Raw genomic sequence first — 18,864 nt, 5'->3', positions numbered from 1 at the left:
GGTTGACCGGGGCGACGTCGTCGTATCAGGCAGGTGACCAGCCGGCTCCTCTCTGTTGCGTGGAGGTGACCGGAAGGGAAAGCATGCGGGCGCAGACCGTCTCATTAGGCCCCCGGGGGGCGGTATCTACTGGCGCGTTAACGACCGTTCGGGCAAACATGATGAACTTTCGTTTAATGTGCCCGAATGTGGTACACATGCGTCTTGTACAGTTGTATATCTAGAGTTAGGGTCGCATCCGGTCGCCATTCGACTGCACAGCGTTGTGTCTGTCCTGCCTGCGCAACAGCTGAACCTGGGGGAACCAACAATGAGTCTCGTCGAACGCGAACATGTGCTCGACCAATTAACAACCGTTTTGACCCGGACAGCCGGGGGCAATGGCCACGTCGTGCACATCGGCGGTCCCGGCGCGAGCGGCAAGACCGCGCTGGTGCGGGCCTTCGGCGAGCGCGTGACGTCCGGCGGGGCCCTCCTGCTGACCGCGGCGTGCTCGCGGGCGGAGCGCGGCGTGGGCGGAGGTGTGCTGGCCCAGTTCGCGGCAGGGCTCTCCGCCGAGGCCACCGCCCGGCTCGGCCGGCTGCTCGACGCCGAGCGCCTGGAGGACGACGCGGACCCGCACCAGGCGGCCCGACAGCAACCGCACGCCATCCGAGAGGCGTGCGAGGCGCTGTTCGACATCGCCCGGGAGCAGCCCGTGGTGCTGGTGGCCGACGACGTGGAGTACGCCGACGCCTGCACCCTCCAGGCGCTGCTCTACCTGCAGCGCAGGCTCAGCGGCACCCGGATCATGGTGGTGCTGACCGAGTCCGACCACTCGCGGCACCTCAACACCCTGTTCCGGGCGGAGCTGACCCGCATGCCGTGGTTCACCGGCGTGCGGCTGGCGCCGCTGTCGCCGCGCGGCGTGGCCGCCGTCGTCGCCGAGGAGCTGGACCAGCGCACCGCCACCGCGCTGGCGCCGGCCTACCACGCGATGACCGGCGGGAACCCGCTGCTGGTCAAGGCGCTGGTGCAGGACCACCGGGCGGCCGCGTTCATCGAGGCCGACCACCGCGCCGACGGCGTGGTCACCGGCGAGGCGTTCCGCCAGTCCGTGCTGGCCTGCCTGCACCGCTGGGAACCCGGCATGCTCGACGTGGTGCGCGCCGTGGCCGTGCTCGGCGAGAACGCCACGCCCGAGCTGCTGGGCCGTCTGCTGGGCCGCAAGACGTCCTCGGTGGTCGAGGTGCTGACCGCCCTCAACCACACCGGCCTGCTCGACGACGGCCGGTTCCGCCACCCGGCCGTGCGGGCGGCGGTGCTGGGCGACGTGGGCGCCGACGACCTGGCGACCACCCACCAGCGCGCCGCCGGGCTGCTCTACGCCGAGGGCCTGCCCAGCGCCGACATCGCCGGTCACCTCAGCGCGGCGGGCGCCGCCGCCGCGCCGTGGGCGGTGGGCGTGCTGCGCGACGCCGCCGACACCGCGCTGGCCGAGCACCGGCCGGAGCGGGCGGTGGAGTACCTGAAGCTGGCGCGCACCGCGTGCCCCGAGGACGACGCGGCCGGGCGCGCCGCGCTCGTCGCGGCGCTCGCCGCCGTGCAGTGGCGGGCCACCCCCTCGGTGGTGTCGCGGCACCTGCCCGAACTGCGGGACGCGTCCGAGCGCGGCCTGCTGGGCGTGCGGGAGAGCCGGGCGCTGCTGCGCTACCAGCTGTGGTTCGGCCGGACCGGCGAGGCCAGGGAGACGCTGCGGCGGTTGGAGGAGGCCGCGGCGGAGAGCCCCAACTCGCCGTCCGCCACCGAGCACCGGGCGCTGCGGGACTGGGCGCGCTGGCTGCACCCGACCGTGGCCGCGGCCGTGCCGTCCGCGACCGGCGACCGGCGCGCGGCCCTGGCCCGGGACCACCAGGAGGACCTGGTGGCCGCCGCCGAGCGCGTGCTCCGCAACTGCTGGGCGCCCGACAGCGCGCCCGAGGCCGCCGCGTACGCGCTGCTGACCCTCGCGGTCTGCGGCGAGGTGGGGCGGGCCAAGCGCTGGTGCGACACCCTGCGCGAGGACATGGGCACCGGCGGCGTGGCCACCTGGAAGGCGGTGCTGGCCGACGTCCGGGCGCACATCGCGCTGCTGGAGGGCGACCTGGGCACCGCCGAGCGCCAGGCCCGCCTCGCGCTCACCACGCTGTCGTCCCACAACTGGGGCCCGGCCATCGCCTCGCCGCTCGCGGCGCTGGTGCTGGCCACCTCGGCGATGGGCCGCCACGACGAGGTCGAGGCGCAGCTCAAGCGCAGCGTGCCGGTGGCCGCGCAGAACACCTGGCACTGGGCGGTGTACCTGCGGGCCCGGGGCCACGCGCACCTGGCCGCGAACCGGCCGCACGCCGCCCTGGCCGACTTCGAGGCGTGCGGCGAGCTGGCCGTGCACTGGGAGCTGGACCTGCCGGCGCTGCTGCCGTGGCGCTCCGACCTGGCGCAGGCGTACCTGCGGCTGAACCGGGTCGACCGGGCGGGTGAGCTGGTGCTGGCGCAGCTGGAGCGGCCCACCGCGGACACCCCGCGGGTGCGCGGCGTGTCGCTGCGGGTGCTGTCGTCGTCCATCGAGCTCAAGCAGCGGCTGCCCATGCTGCGCGAGGCCGCGGCGCTGTTCCAGGGCTGCGGCGACCAGGTGGAGCTGTCGGTGGCGCTGGCCGTGCTCAGCAGCGCGCACCACGCGCTGGGCGAGTTCGGCGCGGCCAAGGTGGTGGCCAAGCGGGCGGTGCGGATGGCCGAGGCGTGCTTCGCCGAGTCGCTGTGCCGCCAGTTCCTGCCGCGCGGCCTGGTCCTGGACGAGGTCGACGGCGAGGAGGAACCGGAGGTCGACAGCGGTACCGCCGCCGCGACCGCGCACGAGCCCGACGACCTGGCCACGCTGAGCACCGCCGAGCGGCGGGTCGCGGCGCTGGCCGCGCTGGGGCACACCAACCGGGAGATCAGCCGCAAGCTCTACATCACGGTCAGCACGGTGGAGCAGCACCTGACCCGGGTCTACCGGAAGCTGAAGGTGCGCAGGCGCACCGACCTGCCGACCGGGCTCCCGATGGGCGCGCTGGACATGTGGGTGGCGGAGGCGCCGACGTTCCCGGCGCCGGCGACCACGACACCGGGGCCCACACCCGGCCACGCACCGGTCCACCGCCCGGTGCGCGACCCGCGCCAGGCCGCCCGCCCCGCCACCGGCGGTGCCGTGCGGCGCTGAGCCCGAACACCGAGCACGACCCACCGAGCACGACCACCGCGCCGACCGCCGGCACCGGGGTGAACCCGGACCGGCGGTCGGCGCGTTCGTGCGTGAGGACTGCTGTGCGGCGCTACGGTGCGAAGCCGCCGCACGGGTGCTCACCCGAGTACTCGTGCGGCGGCAGTGGTGCGAGGGCTCGTGCGGGGGCCGGCGGCTCCCGGGTAGGGGCTCCCGGGTAGGGGTTCCGCCCGTCGGGCGGGTCCGCACCCCGACCCGGGATCAGGGGTGGGCTTGGACCCACCTCATGTGTGTTCCTAGGTCCATGGAGCGCCAGGCGCGCACCCCATAGCGTTAACGGCAAGCACAGACACCGGTACGACAGGAAATGCGGGTGAGTGGCGATGTTTGGCGGTAGGCGGAGGGACCAGCACGGGCGGGGCGGCAACAACGCCCCCGCGGCCGTGCGCCTGGACTCGGTCCGCAAGACCTACGGCAAGGGCGACAGCGCCGTGGAGGCGCTGCGCGGCGTCGACATCGCGCTCGACTACGGCAGCTTCACCGCGGTGATGGGTCCGTCCGGCTCGGGCAAGAGCACGTTCCTCCAGTGCGCGGCGGGCCTGGACCAGCCGTCGTCCGGCGCGGTCATCCTCGACGGCGTCGACCTGACCGGCATGAGCGAGGTCCAGCTGACCGAGCTGCGCCGCGAGCGGGTCGGCTTCATCTTCCAGAGCTTCAACCTGCTCCCCGCGCTGACCGTGGAGCAGAACGTCACGCTGCCCATGAAGCTGGCCGGTCGCCGGATCGACCGCAACCGCGTCGCCGACGTCATCGGCCGCGTGGGCCTGGAGCAGCGCCGCACGCACCTGCCCGGCGAGCTGTCGGGTGGCCAGCAGCAGCGCGTGGCGATCGCCCGCGCCCTGGTGTCCGAACCGGCCGTGGTCTTCGCCGACGAGCCGACCGGCGCCCTGGACACCCGCACCGCGCTGGAGGTGCTGGACCTGATGCGCGAGTCCGTCCTGGTCAGCGGCCAGACCATCGTGATGGTCACGCACGACCCGGTGGCGGCCTCGCACGCGGACAGCGTCATCTTCCTCATCGACGGCCAGATCATCGGGCAGCTCCAGCACCCGACCGCCGAGGCCGTCGCCGAGCGGATGACCCACCTGACCGCGATGGTGGAGCGCCCGCAGCGCTCGTTCAGCCTGAGCCAGGGCCAGGGCGGCGGCCCGGGCCGACGTGGTCGGGGGAGTGACTACTGATGTGGAACCTCGCCCTGCGCACCCTGCGCTACCGCAAGACCGGGTTCATCGCGACGTTCATCGGCGTCCTGCTGGGTTCCGGCCTGGTGATCGCGTGCGCGGGCCTCATGGAGACGGGCATCCGGATCGCGGTGCCGCCGGAGCGGTTCGCCGCGGTGCCGGTCGTGGTCAGCGGGCAGCAGGCGTACCTGGTGCCCAAGGAGGACCCCAACGACACCAAGGACATGAAGACCGTGGCGCTGGCCGAGCGCCAGTGGCTCGACCCGGCGCTGGCCGACGAGCTGGCCTCGGTCGACGGCGTGGAGCGCGTGGTCGGCGAGACCAGCGTGGCCGCCACCGTGGTGCGCGACGGCCAGCCGGTGCAGGCCGGGCCGCAGTCGCTGGGCCACGGCTGGTCCTCGGCGCAGCTCGGCTCGTACGAGAAGCTGGTCGACGGCGCCGAGCCGACCGGTGACCGGGACGTCGTGCTCGACGAGGCGACCGCGGGCCTGGCCGGTGTGCGGGTCGGTGACCAGGTCGACGTGGTGACCCGCGGCGAGCCCGACTCGTTCCGCGTCACCGGCCTGGTGCGGGCGCCGCAGCGGGACCCGCAGTCGCTGCTGTTCTTCGCCGACTCCGCGATCGCTGACCTCGGCGAGCACGGTGACCGGGTCGCCGCGTTCGGCCTGTTCGTCCGGTCCGGTGTGGACGTCGACACCCTCCAGGAGGAGTTGGAGGACAAGCTCGCCGGGCAGCCGTACTCGGTGCTGACCGGTGACGACCGCGGGCTGGCCGAGCACCCGGAGGCCGTCGGCGGCCGGGCGCAGCTGATCCCGCTCGCCGCGGTGTTCGGCGGCATGGCGGTGTTCATCTCGATGTTCGTCGTCTCCAGCACGCTGGGCCTGTCGATCCAGCAGCGGCAGAAGGAGATCGCGTCGCTGCGCGCCATCGGCGCCACGCCCAGCCAGGTGCGGCGGATGGTCATCGGCGAGGCGTTCTTCGTGGCCGCCGTGGCGGCGCTGCTGGGCTGCATACCGGGGATCGTGGCCGGGCCGCTGCTGTTCGAGGTCATCTCCGACGCCGGGGTCATCTCGCCGGTCGTGGAGTACCACCAGAGCTTCATCGCCTACCTGATCGGCCCGGCGGTGGCGCTGCTGACCACGCTGCTCGCCGCCCGCATCACCAGCTCCCGCGCGGCGCGGGTCAGCCCGGTCGAGGCGCTGGCCGAGGCGTCGGTGCAGCGCCACTGGGTGACCTTCCCGCGGGTGCTGTTCGCGGTGCTGTTCTTCCTGATCGGCATCGGCCTGTTCATCGTCACCGGCGTGGCGCTGTCCGGCCCGGTGGCCTCGGCCACGGCCGGTCCGGCGGTGATGGCGTGGGCGATCTCGCTGGCGCTGCTCAGCCCCGGCCTGACCAAGGTGCTGGGCAGGCTGTTCGCGGTGCCGGTGCGCGCCACCGGCGGCGTGGTCGGCTACCTGGCCAACAACAACATGCGGCTGCGCGCGGTGCGGATGGCCGCGGCGGTCACGCCGATCATGCTCGCGGTCGGCATCGCGCTGGCGAACTTCTACACCTCCACCACCCAGGAGGCCGCGGCGTTCCGCTGGTTCGCCGACGACCTCCAGGCCGACGCGGTGGTCACCTCGACCACCGGCGGCTTCACCGAGGACGTGGTGCGCGACCTGCGGTCGGTCGACGGCGTCGAGGGCGCCAGCCGGTACGTGACGAGCGCGGGCTGGATCGACAAGCCCTACGACGGCTCGCACGTGGAGAGCCCGTGGCCGATGCAGGGCGTCGACGGCGAGAGCGCGAAGCTGATCACCGGCATCACCCCGGTCAAGGGCGACCTCGGCGACCTGACCGGTTCCACGGCCGGCCTGCCCGTCGAGACCGCCGCGGAGATGGGCGTGGACATCGGCGACAAGGTCACGCTGCGGCTCGGCGACCGGGAACCGGTCGAGGTGACGCTGGTGGCGACCTACGAGGCCAAGGAGGGCTACGAGACGATCCTCGCGCCCGCCGGGCTGCTGGCCGAGCACAGCACCACCGGGCTCGCGCGGCAGGTCCTGGTCAAGGCCGAGGCCGGCACGTCGGCGGAGGCGCTGACGGCGGCGGTGCGGGAGAAGGTGTCCGGGGTGCCGGGCGCGGTGGTCGGCGACCGGTCGGCCATCATCACCTTCGCCGAGGGCACCAAGACGCAGACCTGGGTCAACTACCTGCTGGTCGGCGTGATCACCGGCTACACGCTCATCTCGGTGGCCAACACGCTGATCATGGCGACCGCGGCGCGCAAGCGGGAGCTGGGCATGCAGCGGCTGATCGGCTCCACGCCGAGGCAGGTGATGCAGATGCTCGCGCTGGAGGCGGTGGTGATCGCCGGGATCGGCGTCGTGCTCGGGACCTTCGCCTCGATCGCCACGCTGATGCCGTTCAGCCTGGTGGTGCTGGACCGGCCGCTGCCGTCCGGACCCGTGTGGATCTTCCTCGCGGTGGTGGCGGGCGCGTTCGCGCTGACCCTGGCGGCGACCCTGCTGCCGGCCCGCAAGATCCTCAGGCTGCCCTCGGCGGAAGCCGCCCGGGCGGTCGAGTAACCGCAGGCCAACCCCCCGAAAGGGCCCCGGAGTCCCTCCCCCCCCTGGCTCCGGGGCCCAACCCTTGCGGGGGGTTTCCCGCCGCGGTGCCGGGCTCGTCCCGGCACCGCGGCCCCTTTTTGCCCGGGGTGACGCGGCTTCGGCTCGTCCGGGTGGTGCGGCCCGTGCCCGTCCGGGTGGGCGCGGTTCCGGCCCGCGCGGTCAGCCCGCGGTGCGACCGGACGGCGCGTTCAGGTAGGCCAGCACCGCCAGCACCCGCCGGTTGTGGTCGTCGGACTGGTTGATGTCCAGCTTGGTGAAGATGTTCGTGGTGTACTTCGCGACCGCGCCCTGGCTGATCACCAGGCGCTGCGCCACCGCGGCGTTGGAGCAGCCCTCCGCCATCAGCGCCAGCACCTCCCGCTCCCGCTGGGTCAGCGTCGCCAGCGGCTCGCGCCGCGCGTTGCCCGCCAGCAGCCGGGAGATCACCTGCGGGTCCATCGACGTGCCGCCGTCGGCGACCCGGCGGACCGCGTCGACGAACTGGTCGCTGTTGAACACCCGGTCCTTGAGCAGGTAGCCGATCCCGCCCGCGCCGTCGGCCAGCAGCTCCCGCGCGTACAGGCTCTCCACGTGCTGGGACAGCACCAGCACCGGCAGGCCCTTGACCTGGCGCCGCGCCTCCAGGGCCGCCTGGATGCCCTCGTCGGTGAACGTCGGCGGCAGCCGCACGTCCACCACGGCCACGTCCGGGCGCTCGCTCAGCAGCACCGACAGCAGCTCGGGCCCGTTGTCCACGGCGGCCACGATCTCGAAGCCGTGTGACTCCAGCAGCTGGACCAAGCCTTGCCTCAGGAGGTAGAGGTCCTCGGCGAGGACGACGCGCACGGCAGCTCCAGGGTGATGGCAGTCGGTCCCCCGACCGGACTGTGCACCCTGAGCTTACCGTCGAAGACCGCGCACCTCCGCGCGATGCCCCGCAGCCCGGTGCCGTGGTCGAGGTCCGCGCCGCCGCGGCCGTCGTCGGTCACGGTGACGCGCAGCAGGTCGTTCTTCAGCGTGGCCACCACGCTGACGTGCTGCGCGTTGGCGTGCTTGGCGGCGTTGGTCAGCAGCTCGTTCACCGCGAAGTAGGCGGCGGACTCCAGGGCCGCCTGGATGCGGCGCGGCAGTTCCGTGCGCAGCTCCACCTCCAGCGGGCTGTCCACGGCCAGCGCCTCGATGGCCGGGCCGAGGCCGCGTTCGGCGAGCACGGGCGGGTAGATGCCGCGCACCAGGTTCCGCAGCTCGTCCAACGCCTTCACCGACGCCTCCCGCGCCTCGGTGAGCAGCGTGCGGGCGCTGTCGACGTCGGTCTCCAGGTAGCGGTCGACCGCGCCGAGCTTCATGCCGATGGCCACCAGGCGGGCCTGGGCGCCGTCGTGCAGGTCGCGCTCGATGCGCAGCAGCTCGGCCTGCTGGGTGTCGATGGCGTCGGCGCGCAGGTCGGCCAGCTCCTGCACCCGGTGCTTCAGCTGCGAGCGCTTGGTGGGCGACAACAGCGGGCGGCTGAACACCGCGTGCCCGTAGACGGGGAGGGAGGCGACCCACAACCACGCCGCGCCCACGACCACGCCGGCCAGCACGGCCAGCGCGGTCTCGCCGCCGCGCGACATCCCCTCCCAGCCGCCGAACCAGAGCCACGTGTCGTAGCCCGTGATCGCCAGCAGGGGTTCCACGACCACACCTTGAACGGCGTAGCCCGCCATGGTCACCGGCAGCAGGCCCGCGAGGAAGCCGACGAGCGTGTTCGCCAGCGCCCACAGCAGGTCGCGCCAGGTGGCCGCGTCGGTGAGGATCCACTGCGTGCGCTGCGCCACCTTCAGCACCAGCCCGCTCGCCGGCTGGTGCCGGGGCAGGTAGGGCTCGGGGATCTCGACATCGGCCTGGCCGGCCAGCCGGCGGCCCTGGTTCGCCGTCCACCGCAGCAACGCGATGGCGATCGGCAGCAGCACGAAGCCGACGCCCAGCGGCAGGAAGGCCATCGAGAGCACGGTCAGGATGAAGGAGGCCAGCGACAGCGCGGCCAAGCCGATCAACAGCAGCCCGTGCCCCGTCGCGAGCAGGGCACGGCGGAAGTACGCGCTGATCGTGGTGCTCATGCGGCCGTGTTCCACCCGTGTGCGGCTAGGGGACACACCATCAGACTGGAGATCGTAGCGACCTGTCACCCCCCATAGGGGTGATGCGTCCGTTTCAGGGGCATACCCCTACCGGGCCCTGTCGATCGCCCGACGGGAGGACAACGGGGGCCCGGTCCACGCACGACCGGGAGGGGGAAGTGGTCGATCACACCGGGGAACCGGGTGGTCGTGACCACCCGCGCCGGGGTCCCGGCCACCCCGCCCCTGCCCGACGGCGACGCGGCGCGGGCGTGGCTGGACGCCGAGCTGGGCGACCGGCGGGGCCTGGCCGCGGTGTGGACCGGGCTCGGGGTGGTGCGGCAGTCCCTCTGGACGACGTCGGCGACCTCGCGCGGTCGAGGACCAACTACGAGCACGCGCGGCGGGTGTTCCGCGAGTTCTGCGACCGGGGCGGGGAGGCGCACGCGCTCAACAACCTCGGCAACGCGGTCCGCCGGCTGGGGGAGGCCGAGGAGGCCCCTGGGGGCGAGACCGGGTTGCAGGCGGAGGTGCTGAACGACCTCGGCGAGAGCCTGGCCGACCAGGGGCGGGTGGCCGAGGCGCCGGCCTGAGGCGTCCGGCTTCGTCCAGCACCGTCCGGATCGGGGGGGGGCGGTGGTGGCGCTGGTTGCATGGGCACTGCCCACCCCGAGGCAGGCGCGCTCGGCCGGTCACCCACCCGGTTGTCCTCCCCTCGGGGCCGGGGACGACCGGGTGGGTGCCCCCTGGGGGACCCGCTCGTTCGTGACCGACGCGGACGCCCCCGCCCGGCTCGGGCGGTGACTCCGGGTGGCGGTCGTCTTCCGGCGGTGACCGGGGCATCCTCCGTGGGGGCGGCGAACCGCGGGAGGCGTGGTGCTGGGTTGGATCGTGCCGGTGGTGGTCGGGCTGGTGGCCGGAGTACCCGCGGTCGCCGCGGCGGCCGAGCCGCCGGCGGTGGTGGTCGACCACGGTGGGGGAGCGGCGAGGACGATCATGCCCGGCTCGGGCAGCGCGGTGGTGACCGTGGCCCTGTCGGCGCCCCCGGCGCGGGAGGTGACCGCCGTGGTCGAGCTGGGGGACCGGGCACCCGGCGTGGTGTTCGTCAGCAACCGGCACACCCTGACCTTCACCCCGGCCGACTGGGACGTGCCCCGCCCGGTGCGGTTGATCTCGGTCGCCAACTTCGGCTCCGCGGACTTCACCGTGTCCGGTCCCGACGTCACGACGGGTGTCATCCACGCCTACGCCAGCACGTTGCCGCTGCCCGTCGACGTCAACCAGGACTGCCGGGTCACCCAGCGCACCGAGGCGTGGCCGGGAGGTCTGGTCACCACCGCGACGGTGACCAACACCGGGCGGTCGGAGATCACCGACTGGACGGTGGTGGCGCGGTTCGCCGGGGACGAGCGCGTCACCGGTTCGTGGCAGAGCACGTGGGGCCAGTACGCCACGGCGGCCGCGTTGAGCGCCCAGCCGTGGAACCGCCGCCTGGCGCCCGGCGCGTCGGTGACGCTCGGTTTCCAGGCCACGTACGGCCAACACCCGGGTGGTCCGTGGTTGAGCTGCACCCCGGAGCCGTACCTGCGGCCGGCCGGTTGACCGGGCGCACCCGGCGACGACCCGGGTTTCGCGCGCGGGCACACCCGGCCGTCCCCACGGCGATGCCCCGGCCGCGCACACGACCGGGGCACACCTGGTTATCCCTCAGACCTCGTCCTGCCGGCGAGGCGACGACCGTCCGGCCCCCGCCTCGCCCGCACGCCGCTCAGGCCCCGACCGCCTCGCGCGGTGCCTCGACCGGCTCCGCCACCTCGCGCCGGCCCACCGCGACGCTGATCTTCCGGGGCTGGGCCTTCCGGGCGACCGGGATGCGAACCGTCAGCACGCCGGCCTCGTAGTCCGCCTCGATCCGCTCGCTGTCCACCGCGTCACCGAGGAACACCTGCCGGGAGAACGCACCCCGGGGCCGCTCGGTGACCTGCCACTGGACGCCCTCGCCGGTCTCGACCGCGCGCTCGGCCCGCACGGTGAGCACGTCGCGCTCCACCTTGAGGTCGATGTCCTCGGCCCGCACGCCCGGCACGTCGAACCGGACGACGAACTCGTCACCGTCGCGGTAGGCGTCCATCGGCATGGCGGCAGGGCGGAACGACGTGCCCTCGGGGCCGAACACCTGCTGGGTCAGCCGCTCCCACTGCCGGAAGGGGTCAGTGCGCATCAACATGGCGCTCGCCTCCTGGAACTCGCTCTTGGCGGTCATCCCCGCCTTCCGAACTTGACAACGACCGGCTCAACTTTGTTGTTCCAGTCCCTGTCCAGGAAACGCTGTGCCCTCGCTCACACCGCCCGTTCGCGCAGTACGGCGAGGAGGTCCCGGGCCACCGCCGACGCGATGTCGGGCCGCACCCCCGGCAGCACCGGCAACACCGCCCGCCACTCGTGCTCCGCGACCACGGCCACCACCAGCCGCTCGGCCTCGACCCCCGCGCACAGCGGCACGAGCGACGCCAGGGCCCGCGCCCGCACCCCCGGGTCGTCGATGGCCCCGGCCAGCGCCCGCGCCCGGTCCAGCCCGGTGCGGGCGACCACCGGCACCAGGTCGGCCAGCGCCCGCGCCCGCCACGACGGCACGGCGATCGACCGCGCGAACCGCTCCGCCCGCTCGACCTCGCCACGGGCCGCGATCGCCACCGCCACCTCGCGCGACGCCTGCACCCGCTGCGCCGTGTACCCGACCTCCCCGAGGGCCGCGACCAGCTCGTCGACGGACACCGCGCCGACCAGCCCGGCCAACGCGTGCACCCGCCACCGCGGATCGGGCACGGCCCGCGCCCGCACCGGGTCCCCGACCACCCGCGCGACCACCGCCAGCGCCTGATCGCCGGTCGCCACCGCGTCGGCCCGGTCCAGGTCCCCCGTCGCGGCGACCGCACCGGCCAGGTGCACCAGCGCACGCCCCCGCCACTCCGGGTTGCCGACCGCCCGCGCCACCCGCTCCGCCCCGTCGAAGTCCCCGCCATCGGCCAGCGCGGCCGACAGCGCGGCCCGAACCTCGTCGCGCTCGTACGCGTGCCGCACCGCACCCACCAACGCGCGCACCTCGTCCGAGCACCGCCCCACGTCACCCCGCGCCCGCCCCACCGCGAGCACCGCCAACGCGCGCAGGTGCGGGTCTTCCACCGTCGCCGCCACCGCGTCGGCCCGCCCGACGTCCCCACCGCGCGCCACCACGCCGACCAGCCCGGCCAACGCGCGATCCCGCTGCCGCGAGTCGGCGAGCGACCGCGCCAGCGCCTCGGCGGTGCCCACGTCCCCGGCCGAGGCCGCCGCGACGAGCACCCCGGTCACCACCTCGGGCTCCGGGAGCACGTCGGCCAGGCGCACCACGCGCTCCGCCTCGGTGGCCAGCGCCTCGGCCCGAGCGGTGTCGCCCGCGTCGGCGAGCGGCACCACCAGCGCGGTCAGCGCCTCGGCCCGCGAGACCGACCGCTTGATGCCCCGGGCCACGACCTCGGCCCGGGAGAGCCGACCCTTCCGGGCCAACGCCCGCACCAGCGCCACCCAGACCACCGACTCCCGACGACCGCGCGGCAGGGTCATCGCCAAGCGCGCCCCGAGTTCGACGTCACCCCGCTTCAGTGCCTCCAGCACCTCGTCGACGCGGCTCCGGGACGTGCGGCGGGCGCCGCTGTACGTCCGCCTGCCACCCGGCGACGGCTCCTCCGACACCCGCCGGACGGACCTCTCCCAGGGGTGGGCCACCCGTCCGATCGCCTCGGCCCGTGCCGCGTCCCCGGTCGCGGCGACCGCCCGCGACACCGCGAGCAGGGCCCGCGCCCGCTGCGCCGGGTCGGGCAGCGACCAGGCCAGCGCCTCCGCCCGCGCGACCTGCCCGAGCCGCACCCATGCCTCGGGCAGCCCGGCGGGCACCAGGACGTTCCGGTTGACCAGCTCGTCGCGGTGGATGCCCAGCCGCACCACCGCGAGCAGGTCCGGGTCGGCCTGCCCGTGCAGGACCTCCTGCGCCGCGGCCACCTCGGTCAGCGCGGCGCTGTCACCGCCGGTCAGGTCGGCCAGCCGCGCGTGCCGGGCCCGGTCGAGCGCGCACCGGGTCAGCCGGGCCACCTCGCCGGTCTCGCGCAGCAGCCGGAAGTACCCCACCAGCAGGTACTCGGGCGTGCCCGCGGGCCACCCGCGGTCGCGGTGGGCGTCGGCCCACTCGTGCAGCCGCCGCCGGAACCCGGCCAGCCGCGCGCCACCGAGCATCCGCACGGCGTCCTGCTGCAACTGCTCGTGCGCCATCAGGTACACCCGCCCGCGCCGGCTGAACGTCCGCCCGGTCACCGCCCCGAGCTGCTCCTCCACCTCCCACACCGGCCGCCCGGACAGCTCGGCCAGGTCCGCCGCCGTCACCCCGCCGCCCGCCGCGGCGACCAGCCCCAGCAGCTCCTGCCCGGTCTCGTCGCCGCGCAGCAGGTGGGCCAGCTCCCGCTCGGCGTCCGCCCGCGCCACCGCCGCGTGGGTCGACCGCGACAGCTCCCGCACCACGCCCGGGTCGCGCAACGGGTGGCGGGCGGGCACGTCGGCGGGCACCGGCGGGTCCGGCCGCCCGGACACGAGCACCCGCGACCCGGCGACCGGGACCCGCGGCAGCAGCGCGGCGATGCTGTGCCCACCCGGCCGCCGATCCTCGTCCAGCCCGTCGACCAGGAGCACCAGCCGCTCACCCCGCTCCCGGCACGCGGCCGCGGCCCGGCCCAGCAGGCCGAGCAGGTGGGCGTCCCGGGTGGCGTCGGTGAGCAGCGGGGGCAGCGGCTCGCGCAGCAACTCGGCCAACTGCTCGATGACGACCTCGGCGAACGCGGTCTTGTCGCTCTGCCCGGACAGGCGCGCGGTGACGAAGAACGACACCACCCGCACCCCCTCCGGCGGGTGCAGCGCGAACCACGACATCAGCGCCGACTTCCCGGCCCACGCCGGCGCCCGCAACCACCGGTACGGCTCCCCGTCCCCGGAGCACCAGGAAGCCAGTTCGGCCAGCTCCGCACCGCGGTCCCGCAACTCCTCCGGCGCGATGCGCGCCACCTGCTCCAGGTAGGCGGACCGCACCAGCGGCCCCCGAGCCGTCAGGTGGACGCCACCGCGGATGCTCCCGGCCTGGACGATCGCGTCGGCGGAGCCGGTGACCTCGTTGTGCGCTCCCGCGGTCGACTCGTCACCAGGCACGCCATCAGGAGACCACGTCACCCCGGTGCCGTACAGCGCGGAAGCTCAGCAACACCCGATAGCCGAACAGCAGGACCACGTGCAGCAGGTACGTCCACAGCCCCAGCGCACCCACCACCCCGGCCCCCCGCAACCCGGCGAACGGGAACGCCCAGTCCACCGGGATCGCCAGGAACAGGAGGAACCCGTGCAGGAACCCGGTGACCACGGCGCCCACCGCGAACCCGCCCACCACCGCCTGCCGGCGGGAGAGCACGGAGGGCCCGGTGGCCAGGAAGATCAAGCCGAGGGCCACCGACAACGCCACCCAGTCGACGTGGAAGGACACGACCACCCCCAGCGCCGCCGACCACCCGCCCCCCGAATACCGAGGAGCCACCCAAGGCGCAGTGGCCAGAGGCGCCGCCACCAACAACGGCGCCACCACGATCACCGGCACGAACCCCAGCCGCCCCAACCAGCCCGTCCCGGCACCGACCGGTTCGTTGGCCAGTTGCGCCATCCCCCGCCGCAACCCCTCGCCGTACAAACTGGCCGGCAGCAACGCGGAGAGCAAGACCCACCACGACGCCCCCACGGCGGCGGAAGCGAGCCCCTCCACCGCCGGCCCGACCCGCTGGGCGCCCGGCAGCGAGCCGGCGAGCAACCGAGCCCCGTCGACCACGAGGTCCGCACCGAACAACTCCGCCGCACCGCGCAGCGCCAACAACAGCACGGGCACCACCGCGAGCCCGGCGAAGAACGTGACACCCGCCGCCCACAGCGCCAGGTCGCGCCCGCGCAGCGCGCCCAACGCGTGACGCAGCACCGCGCGGATGAGGGACATGGCCGCTACATACCCACGCAGCGGTCCGCGTACCGCGGTTCGACGGACGACTTGGGCGACAGGCGTGCGCGGCGGTTCGTCGGCGATCACTGATTGTGAGGATGTTTCGCCCGTTCGGCTGCTGTGCCGGGGTCGTTGAAACGTCCATGATCTTCTGCGGGTCGGGGGACTTGTGGCAACCCGCGCGGTGGGGCGCGGTACGGGGGGAAGTCGGTTCATGCGTTCGCGCGTGCATGCGCGGGGTTGGCCCCTGCGCGCTTTCATGACGGGACTGGCCGTTGTCGTGGCGTCGGGGGTGGTGACGCCGCAGTCGGCGGTCGCGCGGGCGGTGCCCGATTCGGCGCCGGACGAGGCGACGGCGTCGCGGTATGCGGCGGCGCGTGGTGAGTCGGTGGTGGTGGAGTCGGCGACCACGGAGACCGATGAGCTGAAGGCCAATCCGGACGGTTCGTTCACGTTCACGCAGCACCTCCTGCCGGTGCGGGTGCGGCGTGACGGTGGCTGGGTGCCGGTGGACCTGGAGTTGGAGCGTCGGGCGGACGGGACGTTCGGTCCGAAGGCGGCTCCGGTGGACGTGGTGTTCTCGCCGGGTGGTGAGGGGTCGGCCGATGACGTCGTGGCGCGGTTGGCGCGGGATGGCGACGAGGTCGGGTTGGGTTGGGGGCGTGATCTGCCGCCGGGGGTGGGGGACGGGGCGTCGTTGACGTATCCGGAGGTGTTGCCGGGGGTGGACCTGAAGGTCGAGGCGACGATCAACGGGTTCAACGAGGTGTTGGTGGTCAAGACCGCGCGGGCCGTGGAGGGTGCGGGGTTGGAGCGGATCGCGTTCCGCACGCACGCGCGGGGGGTGCGGGTGCAGGAGGGTCCGGCTCCGGGTGGTGACCTGGTGGTGCGGGACGAGGCGGGTGTGCGGGTGTTCTCCGGTGACGCCTCGTCGATGTGGGATTCCTCGGGCGGGAGTGCGGACAACCACACCGAGGGGCCTGCGGAGGGGGACCGTCGGGCGGAGATGGGGGTCGAGGTCGGCGCGGACACCGTAGCCGTGCTACCGGACCGGGAGTTCCTGGCCGATCCCGGTACGACGTACCCGGTGGTGATCGACCCGGAGTACTACTGCGAGAAGTGCTGGAAGGTGCACCACGTGGTGGTGCAGGACCCGTGGCCGGACGAGCGCAACTTCGACAAGACCTCCGGTGATTTGGGCAATCTGAAGGCGGGGTACCTCAACGCGACGTCGCTGGGTGCCGGTCGGGCCGGTCGGTCGCGGTCGTACCTGCAGATGCACACGGCGCCGGTCGTGGGCAAGTACATCGCGTGGGCGACGTTGAAGACGAACGTGGTGCACACGTACTCGTGCAAGCCGTCGGCGACGGAGCTGTACGTGAGTCCGTATGTGGACGCGAACACGACGTGGTCCAACCAGCCGGGCTGGTTCTACAAGCTGTCCGAGACCAACGTGGCCAACAACGCGCGGTTCTGCCCCGGTGCGAGCCAGGCGGACTTCGACGCGACGGCGGCGGTGCGGCAGGCGTCGAACGAGGGCTGGAACTGGACGACGTTTTTGTTGCAGGCCAAGAACGAGGGGGAGTTGGACACCTCGTGGCGGCTGTTCGACCTGAACCCGTACCTGCAGGTCGGCTACAACAGTTGGCCGTTCATGCCGACGGCGTTGGGCATGGAGGGGTGGGGTCCGGGTGGGTCGGATGCTCTGCCGTGTGTGACGGGTGTGGGTCGGTCGGCGGTGTTCACGCGGACGCCGCGGTTGCGGGCGCGGATGAACGATCCGGACGGTGGGATCATGGATGCGATGTTCCGGGTGTTCGACGGGGTGGCGCCGAACCTGTCGGCCGGCTACACCGACCACTACACCAACGGGATTCCGGCGGGTTCGTTCGCCGAGGTGACGGTGCCGTCGGGCCGGATCACCCGTGACGGGTTGTTCACGTGGCGGGTGTGGGGTAGTGATCACGGGTTGTTCACCGGCACGGTGGATTGCGAGTTCGAGGTGGACAGCGTCGCGCCGGGCACGCCGGTGGTGTCCTCCACCGACTATCCGGCTGTTGATGGTCCGCACGGCAGTGTGGGGCGGACAGGGAACTTCACGTTCAACCCCGGTGTGCTGACGGGGTTGGGCGGGACGATGGACATGCGTCGTTACGGCTGGTCACTCAACGACGACACGGCCATCACCCATTCGGCGACGGTGCAGTCGGCCGATGGCACGGTGACGGTGCCGATCACGCCGACGAAGACCGGGACGAACGTGTTGTACGTGACGGCGTTCGACCGGGCGGGCAACCGACCTGCGGCCAACGCGGTGTACGTGTTCGAGGTTGCCGAGCCGGCCGACTTGAAGGCCGGGTGGCTGTTCGACGAGACGGGGGGCACCGTTGCGGAGGACAGCGCGGGCAACCGCCCCTTGACGGTGACGGGCGGCTCGTTCACTGCGGGGTACTCGGGTAACAGCTTGTTGTTCACCAACGGCGCGGCGGTCTCGTCCGGCCCTGTGGTGGACACTTCTCGGGCGTTCTCGGTGTCGACGTGGGTGAAGTTGGACCGCGCGGACGGTTACTTCACTGCGGTGAGTCAGGACGGTGGCAGCGCCAGCTCGTTCTTCCTGGGGTACAGCCAGGACGTCAACCGCTGGACCATGGCCGCGCCAGGGGCCGACTCGAACACCGCCGGGACCGCTCGGGCGTCGTCGACGGGTGCGCCGCAGACGGGGGTGTGGACCAACCTGGTGGGCACCTACGACCCGGACAGCGACAGCCTGAAGCTCTACGTCGACGGCAGGTACCAAAGCACTACCACGGTCGCGACATGGAACGCGACGGGTGCGTTCGTCGTGGGCGCGGCGAAGTGGGACGGGGCTCGGGTCAACCGGTTCCCCGGCGCGGTCGACCACACCCTGGTCTGGGACCGGGTGCTGGCGGCCGAGGAGGTCGCGGCGCAGGCCAACCTGGCGGTGCGACGCGCCCGGTACGCGCTCGACGAGCGGTCCGGCACCACCACAGTCGACCAGGACTCCGGGGCGAGCGCGACGCTGACCGGTGGGGTCGTGTGGGGTGGTCAACCCGACGCGTCGGCGGCGAGCGAGGACAAGTGGCTCAACTTCACCTCGGCCGGCACCGGGCAGGTCGCGGTGCCGCGCCCGGCGAACTTCCGCACTGACCGTTCGTTCATCGTGAGTGCGTGGGTGCGGCACACGGGTGGAGCCGGTACGCGTCGCGTCGCGGTGAGCGGGCACGACAGCCAGAACTCGCCGTTCACCTTGGGCTACAACGGTTCGCGTTGGGAGTTCTCGGTATCCAGGTCGGCTACCGACCAGACCGTGGTGTCCGCGTTGTCGGATGACGAGCCGGTGGCGGGTCGCTGGGTCCACCTGGTGGCGACCTTCGACGCGACCACCGGGCACATCGCGTTGTACGTCAACGGCACGAAGCAGAGCGCGTTCTCCGGCACACCGGACGGTAGCGGTGTCGCAGGACGTGCCACGAGCGGAAACCTGTGGTTGGGGCGCTCGACCACGGCGGCCTCGGCGTCCGCGCCCTGGCTGGGGGATCTGGACGACGTCCAGATCCGCACGGGAATCCTGCCTGCCGATGCGATCAGGCAATTGTACTTGACCACCTCACACCGCTGATCCCTGCCGACCGCTTCA

The 18,864-nt window shown here is 73.2% G+C and carries 11 protein-coding genes; 6 read left to right on the top strand and 5 right to left on the bottom strand.

Annotation, left to right across the window (positions count from 1 at the left end; genetic code table 11):
* Window positions 1-310 precede the first annotated feature (310 nt).
* From EKG83_RS33065 to EKG83_RS33055, 3 genes are all read left to right on the top strand, one after another.
* A complete protein-coding gene (locus EKG83_RS33065) occupies window positions 311-3,217 on the top strand; it encodes a helix-turn-helix transcriptional regulator (protein ID WP_084717022.1) in 2,907 nt (968 codons plus the stop codon).
* 383 nt (window positions 3,218-3,600) lie between these two features.
* Window positions 3,601-4,458, top strand: a complete 858-nt coding sequence (locus EKG83_RS33060; RefSeq protein WP_051766805.1) for an ABC transporter ATP-binding protein — start codon at window positions 3,601-3,603, stop codon at window positions 4,456-4,458.
* Window positions 4,458-7,028 (top strand): FtsX-like permease family protein, encoded by a 2,571-nt coding sequence (locus EKG83_RS33055; RefSeq protein ID WP_033434649.1) that lies wholly within the window; start codon window positions 4,458-4,460, stop codon window positions 7,026-7,028. The genes EKG83_RS33060 and EKG83_RS33055 overlap by 1 nt, the downstream gene beginning before the upstream one ends.
* Window positions 7,029-7,229: 201 nt before the next feature.
* On the opposite strand, the gene EKG83_RS33050 is transcribed toward EKG83_RS33055, so the two are convergent.
* Together EKG83_RS33050 and EKG83_RS33045 are read right to left on the bottom strand one after the other, a co-directional pair.
* Complete coding sequence (locus EKG83_RS33050; protein ID WP_033434648.1) at window positions 7,230-7,895, bottom strand: response regulator transcription factor; 666 nt, start codon at window positions 7,893-7,895, stop codon at window positions 7,230-7,232.
* Complete coding sequence (locus tag EKG83_RS33045; protein WP_033434647.1) at window positions 7,859-9,148, bottom strand: sensor histidine kinase; 1,290 nt, start codon at window positions 9,146-9,148, stop codon at window positions 7,859-7,861. Before EKG83_RS33045 ends, EKG83_RS33050 begins: the two co-directional genes overlap by 37 nt.
* Window positions 9,149-9,465: 317 nt before the next feature.
* On the opposite strand from EKG83_RS33045, the gene EKG83_RS33040 reads away from it, so the two are divergent.
* Window positions 9,466-9,741 carry a hypothetical protein gene (locus EKG83_RS33040; RefSeq protein WP_033434646.1) on the top strand — a complete coding sequence of 92 codons (276 nt, stop codon included), beginning with the start codon at window positions 9,466-9,468 and terminating at the stop codon, window positions 9,739-9,741.
* Window positions 9,742-10,024: 283 nt separating this feature from the next.
* Window positions 10,025-10,750 (top strand): cellulose binding domain-containing protein, encoded by a 726-nt coding sequence (locus EKG83_RS33035; protein ID WP_153278615.1) that lies wholly within the window; start codon window positions 10,025-10,027, stop codon window positions 10,748-10,750.
* 166 nt (window positions 10,751-10,916) lie between these two features.
* On the opposite strand, the gene EKG83_RS33030 is transcribed toward EKG83_RS33035, so the two are convergent.
* From EKG83_RS33030 to EKG83_RS33020, 3 genes are all read right to left on the bottom strand, one after another.
* Window positions 10,917-11,375, bottom strand: a complete 459-nt coding sequence (locus EKG83_RS33030) for an Hsp20/alpha crystallin family protein (RefSeq protein WP_033434707.1) — start codon at window positions 11,373-11,375, stop codon at window positions 10,917-10,919.
* A 113-nt stretch (window positions 11,376-11,488) separates the two neighbouring features.
* Window positions 11,489-14,377, bottom strand: a complete 2,889-nt coding sequence (locus tag EKG83_RS33025; RefSeq protein ID WP_033434644.1) for a P-loop domain-containing protein — start codon at window positions 14,375-14,377, stop codon at window positions 11,489-11,491.
* Window positions 14,378-14,381: 4 nt separating this feature from the next.
* Window positions 14,382-15,203 carry a YhjD/YihY/BrkB family envelope integrity protein gene (locus EKG83_RS33020; RefSeq protein WP_051766786.1) on the bottom strand — a complete coding sequence of 274 codons (822 nt, stop codon included), beginning with the start codon at window positions 15,201-15,203 and terminating at the stop codon, window positions 14,382-14,384.
* 1,141 nt (window positions 15,204-16,344) lie between these two features.
* Between EKG83_RS33020 and EKG83_RS33015 the strand changes: the two genes are divergently transcribed.
* Window positions 16,345-18,846 (top strand): LamG-like jellyroll fold domain-containing protein, encoded by a 2,502-nt coding sequence (locus EKG83_RS33015; protein WP_194282956.1) that lies wholly within the window; start codon window positions 16,345-16,347, stop codon window positions 18,844-18,846.
* The last annotated feature ends 18 nt before the right edge of the window (window positions 18,847-18,864 follow it).

The sequence above is a fragment of the Saccharothrix syringae genome (genome assembly GCF_009498035.1).
GTDB lineage: Bacteria > Actinomycetota > Actinomycetes > Mycobacteriales > Pseudonocardiaceae > Actinosynnema > Actinosynnema syringae.
This window is presented reverse-complemented; position numbering and strand designations above follow the sequence as displayed.

What these genes read in the sequence shown, in the direction of transcription:
- EKG83_RS33065 (WP_084717022.1), top strand. Translation starts at nt 311, where the DNA reads ATGAGTCTCGTCGAACGCGAACATGTGCTCGACCAATTAACAACCGTT.
- EKG83_RS33030 (WP_033434707.1), bottom strand. Translation starts at nt 11,375, where the DNA reads ATGTTGATGCGCACTGACCCCTTCCGGCAGTGGGAGCGGCTGACCCAG.
- EKG83_RS33020 (WP_051766786.1), bottom strand. Translation starts at nt 15,203, where the DNA reads ATGTCCCTCATCCGCGCGGTGCTGCGTCACGCGTTGGGCGCGCTGCGC.
- EKG83_RS33055 (WP_033434649.1), top strand. Translation starts at nt 4,458, where the DNA reads ATGTGGAACCTCGCCCTGCGCACCCTGCGCTACCGCAAGACCGGGTTC.
- EKG83_RS33060 (WP_051766805.1), top strand. Translation starts at nt 3,601, where the DNA reads ATGTTTGGCGGTAGGCGGAGGGACCAGCACGGGCGGGGCGGCAACAAC.
- EKG83_RS33045 (WP_033434647.1), bottom strand. Translation starts at nt 9,148, where the DNA reads ATGAGCACCACGATCAGCGCGTACTTCCGCCGTGCCCTGCTCGCGACG.